The sequence below is a fragment of the Sphingobium sp. Leaf26 genome (assembly GCF_001421665.1).
Lineage (GTDB): Bacteria > Pseudomonadota > Alphaproteobacteria > Sphingomonadales > Sphingomonadaceae > Sphingobium.
This window is the reverse complement of sequence record NZ_LMKV01000012.1, coordinates 534,873-556,127: the sequence shown is the minus strand read 5'-3', so window position 1 is coordinate 556,127 and position 21,255 is coordinate 534,873. Positions and strand designations below refer to the sequence as shown.

The following is a 21,255-nucleotide window of genomic DNA, read 5'->3' as shown; positions in this document are numbered from 1 at the left end:
CTGTCGGCAAAATCTAATCAGGAACGGCCGGTGCATCAGCGGAGACAGTCTCCCCATGCACGGACGCCCCGTTAGCGCAACCCAGATAGCTTTCCAAGCGGCCTATGGCCGCGCGCAGGCGCGAAGCTGCCCGCGAGTCGGTCACCGCGATATGGACGACATTGTCGCGCCCCATTGCCATAGATAGGGCATCGCGGTCCACAGGCAAGGTGATGCCTGCCAAATCCGTGCCTTCCGCTTCCTGTCCGACGCGCAGCGCCTGGTCCAGTTTGCGATTGCCGTCCGCCGCCGCATCGGCGGCGTGCAGCAGCAACTGCACCTGCCCCTTTCGGCAAGCGACGTCGATCTTTTCAGAGCCGGTCAGGAGCATGGACGCCTTGGCTTCCAGCCCCAGCCGGTCGAGCAGCGCCTTGCGCAGCCCCGATTCGATCAGGGCGGGCAGATCGGCCGGAATATCCAGCGTCCCATCCTTGAAGGATCGGGCGAGCGCGGCTTTCAGCTTGCCCTTGGCCAGCGCAACTTCCAGTTCGGCGCGCGACACGCCGACCCAGGCACCCCGCCCCGGCGCCTTGGCGCGGATGTCGGGCAGCACCTGACCCTCCGGGCCGATCGCCAGACGGATCAGCGTTTCAGGGTCGGCGCGATCGCCGCTCAATATGCATTTGCGTTCGGTCATGCGCGCCCCTCCGCCAAAACGGATGAAAGGGCAAGTCCAACGCTGTTCGGGGGCGCTATTCTCTCATCGGGGAGTGTCCGCAACATTGGCGTCCTCCCTTGTTAGAGTCACAGGCCTTGTTAGAGTCGCAGGCCTTGTTAGCGATGCAAGAAAAACAGCCGCCCGCTGTCCCGGCCGCCCACTGGGCGACCAGGTGGCGTCGGCGATGATCGCGTTGCCAGCCGTGCGGATGTCGACAAAAGCCATGGAGACTTACGCTTCCTCTTCGAACCAGTGGGCGCGCGCGGCCATGATGATCTCATTGCCCTGCTCATCCGACAGGCCATAGGCCGCCAGGATGCCACCCTTGTCGTCGCTGTTGCTGTCCGTCTTGCGGCGGCGCTGATCGACTCGCTTCTTCTGCACCAGTTCGTCGGTGGCCAGGTCGGCGAGGTCGTCCAGCGTCTTGATGCCCGCCTTGCCCAGCGTGACCAGCATCGTTTCGGTCAGGTGCGGGATGTCGGCCAGAGCGTCCTCGACGCCCAGGTTGGTGCGTTCCTCACGGGCGGCCTGTTCGCGACGCTCCAGCGCTTCGAGCGCCCGATTCTGCAACTCGCCGGCCAGTTCGTCGTCGAAGCCTTCGATCGCGGCCAGTTCGTCGATCTCGACATAGGCGACTTCCTCCAGCTCGCCGAAACCTTCGGCGACCAGCAGCTGCGACAGCGTCTCGTCCACGTCCAGTTCGTTCTGGAACAATTCGGAGCGGGTGACGAATTCCTTCTGGCGCTTTTCGCTGGCGTCGGCCTCGGTCATGATGTCGATCGCCTTGCCGGTAAGCTGGCTGGCGAGGCGGACATTCTGGCCACGACGGCCGATGGCGAGCGAAAGCTGATCGTCGGGCACGACGACTTCGATACGCTCTTCTTCTTCATCGATGACGACGCGGGCGACCTGCGCGGGCTGCAACGCATTGACCACGAAGGTCGCGGTATCTTCCGACCAGGGGATGATGTCGATCTTCTCGCCCTGCATTTCCTGCACGACGGCCTGTACGCGGCTGCCCTTCATGCCGACGCAGGCGCCGACCGGATCGATGCTGCCGTCGCGGCTGATGACGCCGATCTTGGCGCGCGAACCCGGATCGCGGGCGGCGGCCATGATGGTGATGACGCCGTCGTAGATTTCGGGGACTTCCTGCGCGAACAGCTTCTTCATGAATTCAGGATGCGCGCGGCTGAGGAAAATCTGCGGTCCGCGATTTTCGCGGCGCACGTTCAGCACGACCGAACGGATGCGATCGCCGACGCGAACGACTTCGCGCGGGATCTGCTGGTCGCGGCGGATCACGCCTTCGGCGCGGCCCAGGTTCACGACCACATGGCCGAACTCGACCGACTTGACGACGCCGGTGATGATCTCACCCACGCGATCCTTATATTCTTCATGCTGACGCTCGCGCTCGGCGTCGCGGACCTTCTGGAAGATCACCTGCTTGGCCGACTGGGCGTCGATGCGGCCCAGATCGATGGCGGGCAGCGGGTCTACGATGAAGTCGCCGATCACGGCGTCCTTCTTCAGCTTCTGACCCTGCTTGAGGTCCACCTGCTTGAAATAATCTTCAACCAGCTCGACCACTTCCACGACGCGCCACAAGCGCAGGTCGCCGCTTTCGGGGTCCAGCTTCGCACGAATATCGTTTTCGGCGCCATAACGGGCGCGCGCGGCGCGCTGGATCGCATCTTCCATCGCCTCGATGACGATGGCCTTGTCGATCATCTTTTCGCTGGCCACCGAATTGGCGATGGCGATCAGTTCGGCCCGATTGGCGGAAATGGCGTTGGCCATGACTTATGAACCCTTATTCTTCGGTTTCAAATTCATCCGCCCCATCGGAAGAGAGCGGCATGCTAGCAGAAATCAGCTTGTCGGTCAGCACCAGCTTGGCGTCGCTGACAAGCGAAAACGGAATGGCGACATCGCCGGCCTTGCCGTCGGTGAAGAGGATATCCTCGCCCTCAACGCCATTCAGGATACCACGGAAACTCTTGCGTCCCTCGACCAGCTCGGCGGCGCTGATCTTCGCCTCATGCCCGGCCCACTCCATGAAGTCGGACAGGCGGGTCAGCGGCCGGTCGATACCGGGCGAACTCACTTCCAGACGATAGGCTTCCTCGATCGGGTCATGCTCATCCATCACGTCCGAAATGCGGCGCGAGATGGCCGCGCAATCCTCGATCACGAGTTGCTTGGTCCTGGGATTTTCGGCCATGATCTGGAGCGTATGTTCGTCGCCCGACCCGAAAAGCTTGATGCGCACAAGGTCGAAGCCCAAGGCCTTCACCTCAGGTTCGATCAGCGCGGTCAGTTCGGCGATGTCCGCCATGCAGTCTCCGAAAATAAAATATGCGCGCTTCCCGCCCATGCAACATTCCGTAGCCGCGAGCGTCCTGCCCGCGACCCTGACATGTTTGACGATGTAAGGAAGCAAGAGCGATATAGGCATGGTGCGGGAAATCTGCAACATTATTCGTGCCCGATCATTTCCTGCGCATCACCCTGCGCCCCCAGCCCCTTCACGGAGACGAATATGCGCCATTTGACGCTCGCCGCCCTGCCCCTCCTCCTGATCGCCTGCTCCGGCGAAGGCGCCAACAGCCAGACTACCACAGCCGGCGACAAACCGTTCAAGACCTCCGTCATCGCCGATTTCGATTCGCCCTGGGCGATGACCTTCCTGCCCGACGGCCGCGCCCTGGTGACGGAGAAGAAGGGCGAGATGATCCTGTTCGATCCCAAGAACGGCACCAAAATCCCCGTCGCGGGCATCCCGGCCGTCGACAGCGCGGGCCAGGGCGCATTGATGGACGTGGCGCCCTCGCCAACCTTCGCCAAGGACAAGGCCGTCTATTTCAGCTTCTCCGAAGAGCGCGACGGGGTGAAGGGCGTGGCGCTGGCCAAGGGCGGGCTTACTCGTGACCGCGCAGGTAAAACCGTATTGGCGGGAGTGACCGTCCTCTTCCGCGCCAGCCCCTATGTGGCAGGCAACGGCCATTATTCCGGCCGAATCGCCTTCTCGCCCGATGGAAAATATCTTTTCTTCACCAATGGCGAACGGCAGAAGTTCGACCCCGCGCAAGACCCCAAGTCGACGCTGGGCAAGGTGCTGCGCCTCAACCTCGACGGTACGCCGGCCGCAGGCAATCCGCTCGCGGCCAAGGGTTTCAACCCCGCCATCTGGTCCTACGGCCATCGTAACCTGCTTGGGCTAGCCTTCGACAAGGACGGCCGCCTTTGGGAGCAGGAAATGGGACCGAAGGGCGGCGATGAGGTCAACCTCATCAAGCCCGGCCTCGACTACGGCTATCCCAAGGTGTCGAACGGCGATCATTATGACGGCAAGCCGATCCCCGACCATGCCCCCGGCGACGGCTTCGAGGCACCCAAAGTCTGGTGGAACCCGGTCATTTCACCCGGTGGCCTGCTCTATTATTCGGGCGACCTCTTCCCCCAGTGGAAAAACTCGCTGTTCATCGGCGGCCTGTCCAGCCAGAGCCTCGTCCGCGTGAAGCTGAACGGCGAGCAGGCGGAAAAGGCCGACCAGTGGGACATGGGCGCCCGCATCCGCGAAGTGGAGCAAGGCCCGGACGGCGCGCTGTGGCTGCTGGAAGATGGCGGCCAGGGATCGCAGGGCCGGATGCTGAAACTGACCCCGGCGGGCTGATCTGGCGCCTTTCAGGGGACGGACGGCGCCCTATATAGAGTGCTTCCCGTTCCCCGGCGAAGGCCGGGGTCCAGTTCGACGCGCGAAACTGGTCCCCGGCTTTCGTCTCCATAAAAAGCCGGAGATATCATGAGCGGACCCAAGCTGTTCGAACCTTTCCCCGTCGGCGACCTGCAACTCGACAATCGCATCGTCATTGCGCCCATGTGCCAATATTCGGCCGTCGATGGCGAAATGACCGACTGGCACCTCATCCATCTGGGCCAGCTTGCCCTGTCGGGCGCGGCTCTGCTGACGATCGAGGCCAGCGCCGTCCTGCCGGAAGGGCGCATTTCCCATGCCGATGTCGGCCTGTGGGACGATCGCACTGAGGCCGCGATGAAGCGGGTGCTGGACGGCGTGCGCGCCCATAGCGACATGCCGATCGCGATCCAGCTCGGCCATGCCGGGCGCAAGGCGTCGACCCATGTTCCATGGAAAGGCGGCGCGCAGATCGCCCCCGACGCCGAAAATGGCTGGCAGACGGTGGCGCCGTCCGCCCTGCCCTTCACCCCCGGCACCCACGCACCGACGGCGCTGGACAAGGCCGGCATCGACCGACTGCGTGATGCTTTCGTCGCGGCCGCCCGACGCGCCGACAATCTGGGCATCGACGCCATCCAGTTGCATGGCGCGCATGGCTATTTGCTGCACCAGTTCCTCTCGCCCCTCTCCAACCGGCGCGATGACGATTATGGCGGGTCGCTGGAAAACCGTATGCGCCTGCCGCTGGAGATTTTCGACGCGGTGCGCGCGGCCTTCCCCGCGCACAAGCCGGTGACGATGCGCGTGTCGGGCACCGACTGGGTGGAAGGCGGCTGGGATATCGAGCAGACGATCGTCTTCGCCAAAGCGCTGGAGGCGCGCAGTTGCGCCGCCATCCATGTGTCGAGCGGCGGCCTTGACCCGCAACAGGATATCCCCGTCGGCCCCAGCTATCAGGTGCCGTTGGCCCGCGCGGTGAAGCAGGCGGTCGCGATTCCCGTGATCGCCGTCGGCCTCATCACCGATTATGAACAGGCCGAAGCGATCATCGGCACCGGCGACGCCGACCTGATCGCGATCGCGCGCACCATCCTCTACGATCCGCGCTGGCCATGGCACGCCGCCGCCCATCTCGGCGCATCGGTGAAGGCCGCTCCGCAATATCTGCGCTGCCAGCCGCGCCAGTATCGGCATCTGTTCGACGCGCCGAAGGACTGAAGCTGCGCGCCGGCCCATGCTGTTCCCCGGCCCATGCTGTTCCCCGGCGAAGGCCGGGGTCCAGTTGCAACCGTGGGACTGGACCCCGGCCTGCGCCGGGGAACAGAATTGCGGCGATCTACCCTTGACTCCAGCCTCGAAAGAACAGGCCGCAACGAAAAACGGGGCCTGACCGGCCCCGTTTCCTTCTATACCAGCCGGCTCTGCTTCACCGCCGCCGCGATGAAGCTGGCGAAGAGCGGGTGGGGATCGAACGGCTTGGACTTCAATTCCGGGTGGAACTGCACGCCCACGAACCAGGGATGGTCGGGCCGTTCGACGATTTCGGGCAGCGTGCCGTCCGGCGACATGCCCGAAAAGATCAGGCCGCCCTTTTCAAGACGATCGCGATAGCCGGCATTGACCTCATAGCGATGGCGATGCCGCTCGCTGATGTCGTTGCTGCCATAAATGCCCGCGACCACGCTGTTGCCGTCCAGTTTCGCCGGATAGGCGCCCAGACGCATCGTACCGCCCAGATCGGTGTCGGCGGTGCGCTTCTGCAACCCTTCCTTGCCCATCCATTCGGTGATGAGGCCGACGACCGGCTCGGATGTCTCGCCAAATTCCGTGGTGGACGCGGCGGCGATGCCCGCGGTGTTTCGCGCGCCTTCGATACATGCCATCTGCATGCCAAGGCAGATGCCGAAGAAAGGCACGTCACGTTCGCGCGCGAACTTGACCGATTCGATCTTGCCCTCCGACCCGCGCACGCCAAAGCCGCCAGGGACCAGGATGCCGTGCATCGGCTCCAGGCTGGCGACGATATCATCGCCCTTTTCGAACAGCTCCGCGTCGATCCACTTGACGTTGACCTTCACTCGGTTGGCCAGCCCACCGTGGCTCAGCGCTTCGAAGAGCGACTTGTAGGCGTCCAGCAGGCCAACATATTTGCCGACCACGCCGATCGTGACTTCGCCTTCAGGATTCTGGCGGCGGTCCATGATGTCGTCCCAACGATCCATCAGGGGCGCGGGCGCATCCTTGATGCCGAAGGCGCGCAGCACTTCCTCGTCCAGCCCTTCGGCATGATATTGATGCGGCACCGCATAGATGCTGCTGGCGTCGAGCGCGGGGATGACCGCTTCGGGACGCACGTTGCAGAACAGCGCGATCTTCTTGCGCTCGCTGTCGGGCAGCGGATGCTCGCAGCGGCACAGCAGGATGTCCGGCTGGATACCGAGCGAGGTCAGGTCGCGCACGCTGCGCTGGGTCGGCTTGGTCTTCAGTTCGCCCGCCGCCGCGATATAGGGCACCAGCGTCACGTGGACGAAGATCGACTGGCCACGATCCAGATCGTTATGCAGCTGGCGAATCGCTTCCATGAAGGGCAGCGACTCGATGTCGCCCACCGTGCCGCCGATTTCGCACAGGACGAAGTCGAGGTCTTCGGTGTCGGCGGTGGCGAACGCCTTGATCTCGTCGGTGACGTGCGGAATGACCTGCACCGTCGCGCCCAGATAGTCGCCGCGCCGTTCGCGCTGGATGATCGTCTGATAGACGCGGCCCTGCGTCACATTGTCCGACTGCCGCGCCGAAACACCGGTAAACCGCTCATAATGGCCCAGGTCGAGGTCGGTTTCCGCCCCGTCGTCGGTCACATAGACTTCGCCATGCTGATAGGGCGACATCGTGCCCGGATCGACGTTGAGATAGGGGTCGAACTTCCGGATTCGCACACGGAAACCTCGCGCCTGCAACAGAGCTGCAAGCGAAGCGGCCATAAGGCCTTTGCCAAGCGAGGAGACCACGCCGCCGGTGATGAAAATATACCGCGTCATGGGAAGAGAGGCTTAGCCTTTCGGAACAACAAAGGGCAAGCGCGCGAATCCACGCGCGCTTGAAAAAAGATCGAAAGATCGACGGAATGTTTAGTTGGCGAGCGGAACCGCGCCATTGGCCGCAGGCGCGGACGCCGCGTTGCTCGCCGCGCCGGCCAGCGGGTCAGCGTTCGGGGTCGCCGGGGCGCCCTGCGTCGCCGGGGCCTGCTTCACCAGCGAGGTGTCGATGTCGCTCGGCGCGTGGCGCACCGCGGCGATCACCGCCATCACGACCGACAGCAGCACGAAGATGCTGGCCAGCACCGTGGTCGAACGGGTCAGGAAATCCGCCGCGCCGCGCGCCGACATCAGGCCCGCCGGGCTGCCGCCCACGCCCAGACCGCCGCCTTCCGACTTCTGCATCAGGATGACGGTGACCAGCAGGGCGGCGATGATCGCCTGAACGACGAGAAGGAAGGTGAACATGGCGACAAAGTGTCCGGTCAAATGGGTGCGTTGCCGCGCACATAGCGACGATGGCGCGCGGGGGCAACCATTGCACACTTTCATGGCGCAGGCAGAACAATCAAAAACGCCGTTCGTCCTGAGTAGCCATTGAGCCAAGTCGGAGTCGAAGACGACCGAAGGGCAAATGGCGTATCGAAGGATGCTTTGATACCGGTCTTCGTCAGGCTCAGCCCCTGCTCGGCACGAACGGAATCTGTCGGCAAACTGGCCGGCTCAGGCCGCAGCCGCCAGCCTGCCGTCCGCCGCCTCTATGATCGGCGCAAATTTCGCCGCAGTCAGGCTCGCCCCACCGACCAGCCCGCCATCGACGTCGGCGATTCCCATCAGGTCGACCGCATTGTCGCCATTCATCGACCCGCCGTAGAGAATGCGCACCTTGTCCGCTTCCACGCCGATCCGGCTGGCCAGCGCCGCGCGCAGGGCCGCGTGCATGGTGGCCACCGCCTCGATCGTCGGGATGCGGCCGGTGCCGATCGCCCAGATGGGTTCATAGGCGACCGCCAGCCAGTCGGCCGCAGCGCCTTCGGGCAGGGACGCCAGCAACTGGTCCGCCACCACCTGCTCCGCCCGTCCGGCGTCGCGCACGGCCAGCGTTTCGCCCACGCACAGGATCACATTGATGCCCGCATTATGCGCGGCGACCGATTTGGCGGCGATGTCGGCATTGGTTTCGCCGCGCGCCTCGCGCCGTTCGCTATGGCCGGTGATGACCCAGGTGGCGCCGGCTTCGGCCAGCATCTCGGCCGACAGCGATCCGGTATAGGCGCCGCTGAAATCCATATGGCAATTCTGCGCCCCGATGAAGGCGGCTCCGCGCCGTTCGGACCCTGCCATGATGAGCGTCGCGGGCAGGCACAGGCCCACTTCCACGTTCGGATGCGCCGCTGCGACCGCACCGATCGCCTCGACCTCGTCCAGATGCGCGCGCATCCCGTTCATCTTCCAATTGCCGACAACCAGCTTGCGCCTGCCCATCAAAGACTTCCTTGTGATTATTGCTGCACGTCGCCCCCTGCCCCTTCGCCGCCGGGCCTTTACCCGCACGTCTCCTCGAAAGAGCCGGATGCTGCCAAAGCCGATGAACGGCGCTCGCGCATTTGTCCAGTCCAAGCCTTGCCGCCGCGCGCATCCGCCCTTAAAGCGGGCCGCCACACAGCCGCAGTTCCGGAACCCCCATGCTTTCTGTCTTTCGCAGCTTCATCCGCTCCAAGTTCGGCGCGCTCTTCGCCATCCTCTTCCTGGGGGTGATCGCCGCGGCCTTCATCCTGGGGGATTTGTCGAGTGGGCAATTTGGCAACTCCATCGGCGGCGGCGGCACCGCTGCCAAGGCGGGCAGCTACAAGCTGAGCGAATCCGAACTGCAGGATCGGGTCCAGCGCGTGTTCGAAAATGCGCGTCGCTCCAACCCCGGCATCCAGATCGGCGATTTCTTCGCGCAGGGCGGCGGCAAGCAGGTCTATGACCAGTTGGTCGCCTCGCTGACGCTGCGCGCCTTTGCCGACGATCAGGGCGTACATATCTCCAAGCGGCTGGTCGATGCGCAGATCGCGCAGATCCCTGCTTTCCAGGATGCGGCCGGCAATTTCAGCAACGATAATTTCCGCGCGCTGCTGGCCCGCGAACGGCTGACCGAACAGGCGCTGCGCGACGATATCAGCCGCGACATCCTCCAGCGCCAGTTGCTCAGCCCCGTGGGCCTCGGCGTCAAGCTGACCGACAGCCTCGTCCTGCCCTATGCCTCGCTCCTGCTGGAAGCGCGTCAAGGTACCGTCGCGGCCATCCCGGCCGTCGCCTTCCTCGACGAAAAGACGCCGAGCGACGCCCAACTGGCCGATTTCTACAAGAAAAATGCCAGCCGCTTTACCATCCCCGAACAGCGCCGCATCCGCTATGCCGTGATCGACGCCGAACGCTTCGCCCAGGCGGCCCAGCCGACCGATGCGGACATCAGCACCTATTACAGCCAGAACAAGGCCACCTACGCCGCCAGGCAGAGCCGCAGTGTCGAACAGCTCGTGTTGCCGACGCAGGCCGGCGCCAAGGCGATCGCCGATCAGGTGAAGGCCGGCAAGAGCCTCGCCGACGCCGCCAGGGGCGCGGGCCTCGCTGCCGCCACCTTCGCCGACCAGAGCCGCGAGGCACTGACCGCATCGGCCGGCAAGACCGTCGCCGACGCCGTCTTCGCCGGCAAGCAGGGCGACCTGATCGGCCCGATCCGTGGTTCGCTCGGCTGGCTGCTGGTGCGCGTCACCGCCGTCAAGGAAACCCCTGCCCGCCCGATCGCCGCCGTCCGTGACGACATCGTCGCCGCCCTGCGCGTACAGAAGGAGAAGCAGCTGCTGACCGACTTCACCGGCAAGATCGAGGATGCGATCGCTGATGGCGGCACCTTCGACGAAGTGGTGAAGGATAACGGCCTGAAACTGGAAACCAGCCCGCTGGTGCTGGCCACGGGCAAGCAGGTCAAGGATTCGGCCTTCACTGCCGGCCCTGATCTCCAGCCGCTGCTCGCCCCGGTCTTCTCGATGAGTGCTGACGACGACGCGCAACTGATCCCGATCGCTGCCGACAAGCGCTATGCGCTGGCCGCGCCCGGTGAAATCGTCGCCGCCGCCCCGCCGCCGCTGGCCGAGGTCAAGCAACTGGTGCTGGCCCAGTATAAGCTCAACGAAGGCAGCCAGAAGGCCAAGGCGCTGGCCGAGCAGATCCAGGCGAAGGTCGCCAAGGGCGCGAAACTGGCCGACGCCATCGCTCAGGCGGGCGTCAAGCTGCCTGCGCCGCAGATGCTGGGCGGCCGCCGCGCCGACATCATGCGCGGGCAGCAGCGTCCCCCGGCCGAAGTCGCCATCCTCTTCTCGATGGCGGCCAACACGGTCAAGACCCTGCCGATCGGTCAGGATCGCGGCTATTTCGTCGTGCAATTGAACAAGATCGAGCGCGGCGATGCCAAGGGCCAGCCAGACCTGCTCAATCAGGTCCGCACCCAGCTTTCGGAAGTGGTCGGCCAGGAATATGGCCAGCAGTTCGAACGCGCCGTCGAAAAGGATCTGGGCGTGACCCGCAATGCCAAGGCGGTTGATCAGGTACGCAACGCGCTGGCCGCCACCAACAGCGGCGAACAGTAAGATGGTCGCGATCGGTGGGATGACGGACGGCATCACGACCGCGCGCGCCGCGCTGGCACGGGGCGAATCGGCACTGGTGTGGAAACGCCAGATCGCCGACACCGACACGCCCATCTCCGCCGCGCTCAAATTGTTCGAGCCGGACCGCGGAGACTATCTGCTGGAATCGGTCGAGGGCGGCGCCGTGCGCGGCCGCCACAGCCTGATCGGCCTCGCCCCCGACCTCGTCTTCCGCGCCAATGGCCGGCAGGCCGAAATCAACCGTCTCTGGGCCACCGACCGAAACGCCTTCGTCCCGCAGGACAAAGGCGCGCTCGACGCACTCCGCGATCTGGTCGCCGAATGCCGCGCGCATATGGACCCGGCCCTGCCCGCCGCGCTGGCCTGCCTCGTCGGCTATTTCGGCTATGAAACGGTCGGGCTGGTGGAAAAACTGCCCCGCCCGGCTGAAAATCCGATCGGCGTGCCCGACATGCTGTTCGTGCGGCCCACCGTGATCCTCGTGTTCGACCGTCTGGCCGACGCCCTCTATCTGGTCGCACCGGTGTGGAAGGGCAGTTTCACTGACGCCGACAAGGCGATCGAAGGCGCGCTGGAACGGATCGACGCCACCGCCGCCCGCCTCGCCGCGCCCCTGCCCGCCGTTCCCGCGCCGGCCGACATTGCCGACGTGGAAGTCACGCCGGTGCTGGAACCGGGCCGCTATGCGCAGATGGTGGACAAGGCGAAGGACTATATCGTCGCCGGCGACATCTTTCAGGTTGTGATCGCCCAGCGCTTCACCAGCCCCTTCACCCTGCCGCCCATCGCCCTCTATCGCGCGCTGCGGCGGATCAATCCTTCCCCCTTCCTCTATTATCTCGACCTGCCCGGCTTCGCGCTGATCGGTTCGTCGCCCGAAATATTGGTGCGCGCGCGCAATGGCGAAGTCACGATCCGCCCGATCGCCGGCACCCGCCCGCGCGGCAGGAACGCCGTCGAGGACGCCGCCAATCGCGAAAGCCTGCTGTCCGATCCCAAGGAACGGGCCGAGCATCTGATGCTGCTGGACCTGGGCCGCAACGATGTCGGCCGGGTCGCTTCGGCCGGATCGGTGACGGTGACGGAAAGCTACACCGTCGAATTTTACAGCCATGTCATGCACATCGTGTCGAACGTCGTCGGCCGCCTGAGCGACGACAAGGATGCGATCGACGCGCTGTTCGCAGGCTTCCCGGCCGGCACCGTGTCGGGCGCGCCCAAGGTCCGCGCGTGCGAGATCATCGCCGAACTGGAACCCGAAACGCGCGGCGCCTATGCTGGCGGGGTCGGCTATTTCGGCCCGGACGGCAATATGGACAGCTGCATCGTCCTGCGCACCGCCGTGCTGAAGGACGGCGTCATGCACGTCCAGGCCGGCGCCGGCATCGTCGCTGATTCAACCGCCGAATATGAACAGCGCGAATGCGAAGCCAAGAGCGGCGCGTTGCTCGCGGCCGCGCGCGAGGCGGTAACGCTGGCACGGGAAAGCAGCTTCGGGCAGTAAAGCGCCCGACTGGCCCACTTACGCCGTCATGCTGAAAGACGGCAGTCCTACCGGCAAGCCCGCCACCCCATCGCGCCGCGCTCCGCCTGATCCAGATGGAAGTGGTCGCGATGCGCGGCATTATAGTCCGGCGACAACACGGTCGAGAACAGGCCGCATGCCCCGTCCCGCACCGCGCGCAAAAACGCCGCGTCCTTGCCCGACGTCTTCCAGTCCTTGAGCACGCTCACCTGCCGCCCGTCCTTCAGCACGAAGGCCGCAATGTCGATCGCATCCGCCGTCGCATGCTCGCTGAAATCGCCCGCGCTGCGCCCGTACATCCGCCGACAGCTATAGCTGCCGAAATGGCGGATCGACCGAACCGGCGCGCCATAGATACGCTGGGCGGCTGGCTGCACCACCTGCCACTCCCATAGCTTCAACGCAGCCACCACCGGGCAGGAAGGCGCCACCGCCGCCGGCGCCAGCGCGATCGCGCCCTTGTCAGCGCGCAACCGCACCGCATCGGCATAGCGGCACTGCCCCGCTCCGCCGGGCTCCATCGCGACATAATCCACCCCCGCCCGGTCGAGCAACGCCCCGCACCCTGCCGCATCGCCGGTCAACGCCGCCAGCTTGCGCCCGGTGAACAGGCCGACGGGCTGGTCCATATCCAATGGCGTCCAGGGCAGATCCTGCGGCCGCTGCCGCATCGCGCCATAGGCCAGCAGGGCAACACAAACGAAGGCTACCAGCCAGAGCAGGCGGCGCAGGGTCAGATGCAATCGTCGCACAGTCTAGGCACGCCGGATGCGGGCCATGGGTTCCGCCGTCACCGGATAACCCAGATGATCGGGGATGCACAAATGCGCCTCCCCGTCCCGCTCTTCCTGCCACGGCCGCACCTTCTCGACCGGATAAGCGCCCGCATCCTCGATCAGCGCCACATAACCATCATGCAGCGCCAGCCGCTCCAGATTGCGCCGCGTCGGAAACACCAGTTGCACCTCGCCCGCCGCCGCCTTGGCCAGCGTGTCGGCCGCACTGCTCCAGCACAGCCGGACATTTTCGGTCGTATCGACGCTCGCCACCTGCCCCTCGGGCGCGCGGGCGATATAGAAGCGCGTATCGAACACCCGCCGCGCCTGCTCGAACGGCGCGGGATGCCAGCGCGCAAAGGGCGTCAGCGCATCCAGCGCGATCCCCAGCCCCAGCCGCTCCAGCATGTCACCCAAAATGCGCCCGTCGTGCAGCCCGTCGCGCAGCCGCAGCACCGCCGCCGCATCCACCGCGCCGGTAAGGCCGATCCCCAGCCCCGCTTCCTCGATCGTCTCGCGAATGGCGGCGATCCGTGCCGCCGCCTCGTCCGGTTCCAGTCCATGCCCGATACGCGCAGCCAGGTCATGGTCCGCGTCATCCACCGCCCCACCGGGAAAAACCAGCGCGCCGGCGGCAAAGGCCATGCTCGACGCGCGCTCCACCATCAGCAATTCGGGCGCACCATCATGCCGGTCGCGCACGATGACGACCGTGGCGGCCGGCCGGCCCTTATCCTCGGCCGCATTATTTTCATCTGTCATGGAAACCGCTCTACGCGCATCCGGCGCTTGCGGTAAAGTCCTTCGGAATCAACCCTGGGAAGGGGGTTGGTGGAGCCTAGCGGGATCGAACCGCTGACCTCGTCATTGCGAACGACGCGCTCTCCCAGCTGAGCTAAGGCCCCCGAAGGAGCGCTGCCTATAGGATAGCGATTTGGCCCTTGCAACAGCATTTTGCACAAAAAAAGCGGCCGCCGACTGATCTGCATCAAGCCCGCGCCGATGGCGACCCTTCCGGCGCGACAGAGCGCCCGTAAGGCGGGACATTACCCCTGCGTAACGCCCGGAACGATGCCCCCAGCCCACTCATTGATGCTGCGTTGGTGCCATGCAGCGCCGTAATGCAGAAGGAGAAGGACGATGGGTTACCAAGGCGGACGCCGCTATGGTGGCGAAGACCGGTATTCGGGCAATCTGGATCGCGGAGGCGATCGTTATCGCGGCCAGCGCGACTATGGACGCGGCGATCAGGGCTATCGTTACGGCACGCGCGGACAGTTTGGCGGCCCCGACTATCGCCGTCCTCCCGGCGACTATGATTATGACGATCGCGGCTTCTTCGATCGCGCCGGCGACGAAATCCGCAGCTGGTTCGGCGATGAGGAAGCAGAGCGCCGCCGCGAATATGACGAATATTACAACCGCCCCTATGGGGACCCCCGCGACCAGTCGAGCCGCCTTGGATATGCCAGCGCGGCGCGCAGCGATTATCTCCCCAATCGCGGCTACACCCCCTATACCGGCGAACGCAGCGGCTATGCCAGCGAGGATCACCGCGTCCGCGCCTTCGGCCCGCAGCAGGATTATGGGGCGCATCATGACAGCAACTACCATAGCTGGCGCCAGCAGCGGATCGAGGAACTGGACCGCGACTATGCGGAATATCAGCGCGACAATCGCGACCGCTTCAACAGCGAATTCGGCACCTGGCGCAACCGTCGCGGCGAACAGCGGCAGGCGATCCAGCAGGTGCGCGAACATCATGAAGTGGTCGGCAGCGACGGCGCACATGTCGGCACCGTCGACAAGCTGCGCGGCGACCGCATCATCCTGACCAAGAGCGACAGCGAAGCCGGCGGCGTCCACCATTCCATCCCGTCGAGCTGGATCAAGTCCGTCGACGCGACGAAGGTGACGCTGGAAAAGACCGCCGAGCAGGCGCAGGACGCCTGGCGCACCGAGCGCGAGCAAAATGCGCTGTTCGGCGACCGTGATCGCGATCAGGGCGGCTGGAGCAGCGAGAGCAGTGCCAGCAGCAACAACACCAGCGACAGCAGCACGCGCTATCGCTGATACACACACCTGAAGATGAAAAAAGGCCCGGCGCATCCACGCCGGGCCTTTTTCATGCCCGCTTGCGCCGGAGCCACCTCCGGTGCCAAAGCAGCGGCCCCTCCCTGCGCGAGTCTGCTGTCATGCCGACCATCATCCTGCTGATCATCTCCAACATCTTCATGACCATCGCCTGGTACTGGCATCTGAAGGGCGGGATGGACAAGCCGATCCTTCTGGTCATCCTGATAAGCTGGGGCATCGCGCTGTTCGAATATTGCCTCGCCGTTCCTGCCAACCGTATAGGCTTCGCCAGCGGCTGGAGCGCGGGCCAGCTCAAGGTCGCGCAGGAAGCGATCGCGCTCATCATCTTCGGCGGATTCATGGTCACGGTGCTGGGCGAACCGCTCCACTGGCGCCACATCGCCGCCTTCGCCTGCATCATGGGCGCGGTCGGCTTCCTGTTCGTCGGCCGCGCCTGATCGCTCAGGATACCGGGCGCAATTCGTCCGGCCTATCGTCGCCACTCGGCCCCTGGCAGGCGAAGCGTGGGCTGGCGCTATAGGTGCTGAAATGCTTGAGCGGCAGCGCCGTGCCGCAAAAGGCGCATTCGGCGACCATCCGCCCGACGATCCATTGCTGGCGGGTGCAGGACGGGCAATGATTGGCGGCGCCGGCATGATAAAGCGGGCTGAAGCCCGATGCGAAGGGCGGCCGCGCCGTGCGGGAAACGGTCTGCATGGGCCTTGTCCTCATATTGCCTGTTAAAACAACGCATGAGGCGCAAAAGGTTTCACCCGCGAACCAAATGGACCGTCCGCACCAGCGGCGGAACTTTCACCGCGCCAAAACGCTGCCCTCCTGCAACAACGGAGAGCATATATGAAGAATCTGGTAGGTACGCTCGTCGGCGCAGCCATCGATCGCAAGGACGGCGACAGCGGCGTCAAGGGCGCGATTCTGGGCTATGTGACGTCCGGCGCGATCAAGACGGTCGCCAAGATCGGTACGCTCGCGGCGGTCGGCTACGGCGTGTTCAGCTTCGCCCGCAACCGCATTCGCAACTAGAGCATCGTGCGAAAAATTGGGCACCTGTTTTTCGCTTGAAATGATGCGAAAACAAAAAACTAGAGCGTTTTCCAGCCGGGTAGAATCCCCTGCTGGCCCGGAAGACGCGGCAAACCAACAACCTGGAGCAGCCGGTCCGATGCAATCGGATCGGAATATGCTTTAAACGCTGCGATCGGGCAGGAGCAGGCTGCTATCGCCATAGCTGTAGAAACGGTATCCCGTTTCGATCGCATGGCCATAGACGGCCTGCATCCGCTCCGTCCCCATCAGCGCACTGACCAGCATGAAGAGCGTGGACTTGGGCAGGTGGAAATTGGTCATCAGCCCGTCCACCGCCCGGAAGCGATAGCCCGGCGTGATGAAAATGCGGGTCTCGGCGGCAAAGGGGCGCAGCAAGCCATCTTCCCCCGCCGCGCTTTCCAGCAACCGCAATGATGTGGTGCCCACCGCGATCAGGCGACCACCCGCGGCCCGCGCCGCATTCAGCCGATCCGCCGTCGCCGCATCGATCCGCCCCCATTCGGCGTGCATCCGATGGTCGTCGGTATCGTCCGCCTTGACCGGCAGGAAAGTGCCCGCCCCGACATGCAGCGTCAGCGTCTCGGTGGCGATGCCGGCGTCCGCGATGGCCGCCATCAGTTCCGGCGTGAAATGCAGCGCGGCGGTCGGCGCAGCCACTGCGCCATCCTCCCGCGCGAACATGGTCTGATAATCGCTGCGGTCGCGCTCGTCGGTCGGGCGCTTGCTGGCGATATAGGGCGGCAAAGGCATCCGCCCCGCCCGCTCCAGCAGCACCTCAACCGGCTCGTCGCCCTCGAAGTCCAGCGTCACGCCGCCATCCTCGTCGCGCGGCCCGGCGATCGCCGTTACGCCCGCGCCGAAATCGATCCGGTCGCCGGCACGCACCCGCTTGGCATTGCGCAGGAAGGCCTGCCACTGCCGCAGCCCCTGCCGCTTGTGCAGCGTCGCGCCGATCCGCGCCTCGCCCCGCATGCCCTCCAACTGGGCGGGAATGACCTTCGTATCGTTGAACACCAACACATCGCCGGGGCGCAGCATCGACGGCAGGTCACGCACGATCCGGTCCTGCATCGCGCCATCGCCCTGCACCAGCAGCATCCGCGCGCTGTCGCGCGGAGACGCCGGGCGCAGCGCGATATTGTCCGGTGGCAGGTGGAAATCGAACAGGTCTACGCGCATGGCTGGAAACGCTTCATCCAAACAGCTTGGCCCCGCTCGCCTCCAAAGAAGCGACCGGGGCCTTGAAACTACAGCAAAAGCCGAACCGGCTTATTTCTTCTTCGGCGCAACCTTCTTGGGCGCGGGGGTGTCGATGATCGACACGGGCGGTGCCGGCGGCGGCGGGGGCGCAGCCGTCACCGGCGGCTTGCCGTCGCTCTCGATCGACGCCTGAAGGATCACCGTCGGGTCGGCCGGCGGCTCGCCCTGATGGATCGCGTCGACATATTGTATGCCCTCGATCACGCGGCCGAAGACGGTATATTTCTTGTCGAGCTGCATGCGCGGCAGCAGCACGATGAAGAACTGGCTGTTCGCGCTGTCCTCACCCTGCGCGCGCGCCATCGACAGCGTGCCACGCAGATGCGGCATCGGATTGAACTCGGCCTTCAGGTCCGGCAACGTCGAACCGCCGGTGCCATCGCCCTTGGGATCGCCGCCCTGCGCCATGAAGCCAGGGATGACGCGATGGAATTTCAGGCCGTTGTAAAAGCCCTGCCGCGTCAGTTCCTTGATCCGCTCGACATGGTTGGGCGCGATGTCGGGGCGCAACTGGATGCGCACGCGGCCCCCGCTCGACAGGTCCAGATCCCAGATATTCTGCGGATCGGCCGGCACGGTGGCGGGCGGCAGCTTCGGCGTCAGGTCGGTGCCCAGCGACTTGGCATTGTCCTGCGCCCGTACCGCGGCCTCGGCCTTCTTCATCTCTTCGCCATTGCCGCCCCCGCCACCCTGGGCCAGAGCCACGCCGGACGCAGAAAGGGCGAACGTGATCGCCAGAGTCTTGAGCGCGCTAGTCAAACGCATGGAGCAGCAGTTCCTTGATCTCGTAAAAGCCATAGGGCCAAGCCGCCCTGATAGCGCCCTGATCGCGATTGGCAACTGAACGAGCGCTGAGCGCGCCTCAAACCGTCCCTTTTCGTCCGATCTTTTCGACCCGCGCCACCACCTCGTCGCGCACCACCGGGCTGACGAACTTGTGGATCGGCCCGCCATAAAGCGCGATTTCCTTGACCAGCCGCGACGCGATCGGCTGCAATCCGACGTCCGCCATCAGAAAGACCGTCTCGATCCGGCCATTGATCTGCTGGTTCATGCCCGCCATCTGATATTCATATTCGAAGTCCGCGACCGCGCGCAGCCCCCGGATGATGACGCCGGCGCCCTGCGATTCGGCAAAGTCCATCAGCAGCGAATTGAAGCCTGTGACGACGATATCCGTGTCGATGCCCGCACATTCGCGCCGTACCATCTCCAGCCGCTCCTCGTCGCTGAACATGGGCGACTTGCTGATATTGGTGGTCACGCCGATCACCAGCTTGTCGACCAGCTTCGCGCCGCGCCGGATGATGTCCATATGGCCCAATGTGATGGGGTCGAAAGTGCCGGGATAGACGCCGATACGCTGCTTGCTCATGACTTTTAGCGGTCCCTCTCCACGATATAGTCGGCAATCGCGCGCAGCAGGTCGGCCTCCGCGCCATGCCCGTGCAAGTGCGCCTTGGCCTGATCGACCAGCATATGCGCCTGTTCACGCGCCCGCTCCACGCCCAGCAACGACAGGAATGTTTCCTTGCCCGCCGCCGCATCCTTGCCCAGCGCCTTGCCCGCCAGCGCCGCGTCGCCCTCTACATCCAGCAGGTCGTCGGCGATCTGGAAGGCCAGGCCGATGTCGCGGGCATAGCCGTGCAGCCCGGTCCGCGCCTCATGCGGCAGGCGCGCCATGATCGCGGCGGCCTCCACGCAGAAAGCGATCAGCGCCCCGGTCTTGAGATTTTGCAACCGCGTCACGGTGGCGAGGTCGAAGCGGGTCTTTTCCGCTTCCAGATCCATCATCTGTCCGCCCGCCATGCCGGCCGGCCCGCTCGACGCGGCCAGCGCCTTGACCAGTTCGATCCGCACGAACGGATCGGGATGCGTCTCCTCGTCGGCCAATATATCGAACGCCAGGTCGTGCAGGCAATCGCCCGCCAGGATCGCGGTCGCCTCGTCGAACGCCTTGTGCACGGTCGGCTTGCCGCGCCGCATATCGTCATCATCCATCGCCGGCAGGTCGTCGTGGATCAGCGAATAGACATGGATGCACTCGACCGCGAGGCCGACCCGCAGCGCCGATTCGCGGGAAATGTTGAACAGGTCGCTGGTCGCCTGCACCAGCAGCGGGCGCAACCGCTTGCCCCCGCCGATCGCCGCATGGCGCATCGCGTCATACAGGCGGGCGCGCGCATCCTGCGGCACCGGCAACAACCGGTCGAACGCCGTGTCGATCGCCTGCGCGACGTCAGCCGCAGCCGCCGTCACCAGCGCTGTTGCGGAGGCCGCCCCGACTTCCCCCGTCATGCGGATCAGTCCGCGCCGAAGGACTGGGCGCCGGTCACCGCGCCATTGGCGTCGACCGTCAGCTTGGCGATCCGCGCCTCGGCCGCCTGCAACCGTTCGGTACAGCGCTTGCGCAGTTCCTCGCCCTTCGCATAGAGCGAAATCGACTCGTCCAGCGGCACGTCGCCGCTTTCCAGCCGGCGGACGATCGTTTCGAGCGCGCGCAGCGCATCCTCGAACGACAGGGTTTCGGTGTCGGGGGTGGAAATTTCCTCAGCCATGGCTTTGCATTGGCCGCCACTGCACGCCCGGTCAAGCCCGCCCCGGCAATAAGCCCTTGGAGGCTGTTTGGAAATGCGGGCCGGTGCGGCTTCGACCGGCGGTCGGGTGAGAGCGCGGGCCGGTGCGGCATCGAAAATGCGCTCTTTCGCGCATTTTCCAAATGACTCCGTACCGCAATCGCTGTCATCAAACGGTCAGGACCTCATTTCAGGGGGCATAGCGGGAACGTCGCAGTTTTGCGTTGACGCACCATGTTGCGCATGCACATAAAAGGATCGCTATGAAACATTATCTCCCCCTGATCGCCGTCGCCAGCGTCGCTTTGCTGTCGGCCTGCAACAAGAATGACGAACCCGAAGTCGTGGGCGGCCCTGCCGACCCGATGGCGGCTCAACTTGCCAACGCCGCGCCGGTCGAGCTGCCGCCGTCGGTGAAAGCCAACAAGCAGTTCCGTTGCAAGGACAACAGCCTGATCTTCGTCGACTATATGAGCGACGACAAGACCGCCCTGCTGCGCACTGAAAAGGGCGGCACCGCCACCTCGCTCAAGGCTGCCGAAGCCGGCCAGCCCTTCACCGCCGAGGGCGGCTATGAAGTCAAGGGTTCGGGCGACGATGTGACCATCGCCATACCGGGCAAGGGCGCGCAGGCCTGCCACGTCTGAGTCGCACGACTTTCCTGATTACCGGGCCGGGCCTTCATCGAAGGTCCGGCCTTTTTATTGCCTGTCGCCCGTCACTCGCTGTTGAGCATCGCCAGCGCGGCGCGATTGGCATAAGCCGCCGCCAGTCGCCGGTGTGCGGCCTTGGCGCGCTCCGATGTGGACGCCTGCTCCATCAGACGCTGCTTCTTGCAACGACTGGAAAAATAAAAGAAGTCACTCCCTCGCATGGAAAACCT

Annotated in this window: 22 protein-coding genes and 1 tRNA gene; 8 read left to right on the top strand and 15 right to left on the bottom strand. The window is 64.8% G+C overall.

The annotated features are described in order from the left end of the window. Positions 1-13 precede the first annotated feature (13 nt). From ASE85_RS11605 to rimP, 3 genes are all read right to left on the bottom strand, one after another. Positions 14-676, bottom strand: a complete 663-nt coding sequence (locus tag ASE85_RS11605; protein ID WP_056688022.1) for a DUF448 domain-containing protein — start codon at positions 674-676, stop codon at positions 14-16. Between the two features lie 252 nt (positions 677-928). Further along, positions 929-2,500, bottom strand: a complete 1,572-nt coding sequence (nusA, locus tag ASE85_RS11600; protein ID WP_056688019.1) for a transcription termination factor NusA — start codon at positions 2,498-2,500, stop codon at positions 929-931. A gap of 13 nt (positions 2,501-2,513) precedes the next feature. Next, positions 2,514-3,038: a ribosome maturation protein RimP gene (gene rimP / locus ASE85_RS11595; RefSeq protein WP_056688015.1), complete on the bottom strand. Its 525-nt coding sequence runs from the start codon at positions 3,036-3,038 to the stop codon at positions 2,514-2,516. Between the two features lie 204 nt (positions 3,039-3,242). Here rimP and ASE85_RS11590 point away from each other — a divergent pair, with 204 nt between their 5' ends. Beyond that, a complete protein-coding gene (locus ASE85_RS11590; protein WP_056688011.1) occupies positions 3,243-4,376 on the top strand; it encodes a PQQ-dependent sugar dehydrogenase in 1,134 nt (377 codons plus the stop codon). Positions 4,377-4,505: 129 nt separating this feature from the next. Continuing rightward, positions 4,506-5,618: an NADH:flavin oxidoreductase/NADH oxidase gene (locus ASE85_RS11585; RefSeq protein ID WP_056688008.1), complete on the top strand. Its 1,113-nt coding sequence runs from the start codon at positions 4,506-4,508 to the stop codon at positions 5,616-5,618. A 188-nt stretch (positions 5,619-5,806) separates the two neighbouring features. On the opposite strand, the gene ASE85_RS11580 is transcribed toward ASE85_RS11585, so the two are convergent. From ASE85_RS11580 to tpiA, 3 genes are all read right to left on the bottom strand, one after another. Further along, positions 5,807-7,438, bottom strand: a complete 1,632-nt coding sequence (locus ASE85_RS11580; RefSeq protein WP_056688006.1) for a CTP synthase — start codon at positions 7,436-7,438, stop codon at positions 5,807-5,809. Between the two features lie 90 nt (positions 7,439-7,528). Continuing rightward, positions 7,529-7,903 (bottom strand): preprotein translocase subunit SecG, encoded by a 375-nt coding sequence (gene secG / locus ASE85_RS11575; protein ID WP_056688003.1) that lies wholly within the window; start codon positions 7,901-7,903, stop codon positions 7,529-7,531. 255 nt (positions 7,904-8,158) lie between these two features. Beyond that, positions 8,159-8,920 (bottom strand): triose-phosphate isomerase, encoded by a 762-nt coding sequence (gene tpiA, locus ASE85_RS11570; RefSeq protein ID WP_056688000.1) that lies wholly within the window; start codon positions 8,918-8,920, stop codon positions 8,159-8,161. A 200-nt stretch (positions 8,921-9,120) separates the two neighbouring features. On the opposite strand from tpiA, the gene ASE85_RS11565 reads away from it, so the two are divergent. Together ASE85_RS11565 and trpE are read left to right on the top strand one after the other, a co-directional pair. Continuing rightward, positions 9,121-11,070, top strand: coding sequence for a SurA N-terminal domain-containing protein (locus tag ASE85_RS11565; protein WP_056687997.1), 1,950 nt, complete (start codon positions 9,121-9,123; stop codon positions 11,068-11,070). Position 11,071: 1 nt separating this feature from the next. After that, the gene (gene trpE / locus ASE85_RS11560; RefSeq protein ID WP_056687994.1) at positions 11,072-12,595 is read left to right on the top strand and encodes an anthranilate synthase component I; all 1,524 of its coding nucleotides are present in this window, start codon (positions 11,072-11,074) and stop codon (positions 12,593-12,595) included. A gap of 47 nt (positions 12,596-12,642) precedes the next feature. On the opposite strand, the gene ASE85_RS11555 is transcribed toward trpE, so the two are convergent. From ASE85_RS11555 to ASE85_RS11545, 3 genes are all read right to left on the bottom strand, one after another. Then, positions 12,643-13,368, bottom strand: a complete 726-nt coding sequence (locus ASE85_RS11555) for an extensin-like domain-containing protein (protein WP_056687991.1) — start codon at positions 13,366-13,368, stop codon at positions 12,643-12,645. Between the two features lie 3 nt (positions 13,369-13,371). Next, a complete protein-coding gene (locus tag ASE85_RS11550; RefSeq protein ID WP_056687988.1) occupies positions 13,372-14,154 on the bottom strand; it encodes an NUDIX hydrolase in 783 nt (260 codons plus the stop codon). Positions 14,155-14,221: 67 nt separating this feature from the next. Beyond that, positions 14,222-14,297 (bottom strand) — tRNA-Ala (locus ASE85_RS11545). Between the two features lie 235 nt (positions 14,298-14,532). Between ASE85_RS11545 and ASE85_RS11540 the strand changes: the two genes are divergently transcribed. Together ASE85_RS11540 and ASE85_RS11535 are read left to right on the top strand one after the other, a co-directional pair. Continuing rightward, positions 14,533-15,465: a DUF2171 domain-containing protein gene (locus ASE85_RS11540; protein WP_056687986.1), complete on the top strand. Its 933-nt coding sequence runs from the start codon at positions 14,533-14,535 to the stop codon at positions 15,463-15,465. Between the two features lie 122 nt (positions 15,466-15,587). Continuing rightward, complete coding sequence (locus tag ASE85_RS11535) at positions 15,588-15,926, top strand: DMT family protein (protein WP_056687984.1); 339 nt, start codon at positions 15,588-15,590, stop codon at positions 15,924-15,926. A 4-nt stretch (positions 15,927-15,930) separates the two neighbouring features. Here ASE85_RS11535 and ASE85_RS11530 read toward each other — a convergent pair whose 3' ends face one another. Beyond that, positions 15,931-16,185: a hypothetical protein gene (locus tag ASE85_RS11530; protein WP_056687981.1), complete on the bottom strand. Its 255-nt coding sequence runs from the start codon at positions 16,183-16,185 to the stop codon at positions 15,931-15,933. A 141-nt stretch (positions 16,186-16,326) separates the two neighbouring features. Here ASE85_RS11530 and ASE85_RS11525 point away from each other — a divergent pair, with 141 nt between their 5' ends. Then, entirely contained in the window at positions 16,327-16,512 is a 186-nt protein-coding gene (locus tag ASE85_RS11525) for a hypothetical protein (protein ID WP_056687978.1), read from the top strand. A gap of 162 nt (positions 16,513-16,674) precedes the next feature. Here the strand turns inward: ASE85_RS11525 and queA are convergent, their stop codons facing one another. The 5 genes from queA to ASE85_RS11500 form a co-directional block, all read right to left on the bottom strand. Then, a complete protein-coding gene (gene queA / locus ASE85_RS11520; protein ID WP_056687975.1) occupies positions 16,675-17,715 on the bottom strand; it encodes a tRNA preQ1(34) S-adenosylmethionine ribosyltransferase-isomerase QueA in 1,041 nt (346 codons plus the stop codon). Between the two features lie 90 nt (positions 17,716-17,805). Further along, the gene (locus ASE85_RS11515) at positions 17,806-18,561 is read right to left on the bottom strand and encodes a peptidylprolyl isomerase (protein ID WP_056687972.1); all 756 of its coding nucleotides are present in this window, start codon (positions 18,559-18,561) and stop codon (positions 17,806-17,808) included. 97 nt (positions 18,562-18,658) lie between these two features. Next, positions 18,659-19,171 carry a pantetheine-phosphate adenylyltransferase gene (gene coaD / locus ASE85_RS11510; protein WP_056687969.1) on the bottom strand — a complete coding sequence of 171 codons (513 nt, stop codon included), beginning with the start codon at positions 19,169-19,171 and terminating at the stop codon, positions 18,659-18,661. A 5-nt stretch (positions 19,172-19,176) separates the two neighbouring features. Beyond that, positions 19,177-20,094 (bottom strand): polyprenyl synthetase family protein, encoded by a 918-nt coding sequence (locus ASE85_RS11505; protein WP_056687966.1) that lies wholly within the window; start codon positions 20,092-20,094, stop codon positions 19,177-19,179. 5 nt (positions 20,095-20,099) lie between these two features. After that, entirely contained in the window at positions 20,100-20,354 is a 255-nt protein-coding gene (locus tag ASE85_RS11500) for an exodeoxyribonuclease VII small subunit (protein WP_056687963.1), read from the bottom strand. Positions 20,355-20,635: 281 nt separating this feature from the next. Here ASE85_RS11500 and ASE85_RS11495 point away from each other — a divergent pair, with 281 nt between their 5' ends. After that, positions 20,636-21,019 carry a hypothetical protein gene (locus ASE85_RS11495; protein ID WP_056687960.1) on the top strand — a complete coding sequence of 128 codons (384 nt, stop codon included), beginning with the start codon at positions 20,636-20,638 and terminating at the stop codon, positions 21,017-21,019. Positions 21,020-21,255 lie beyond the last annotated feature (236 nt).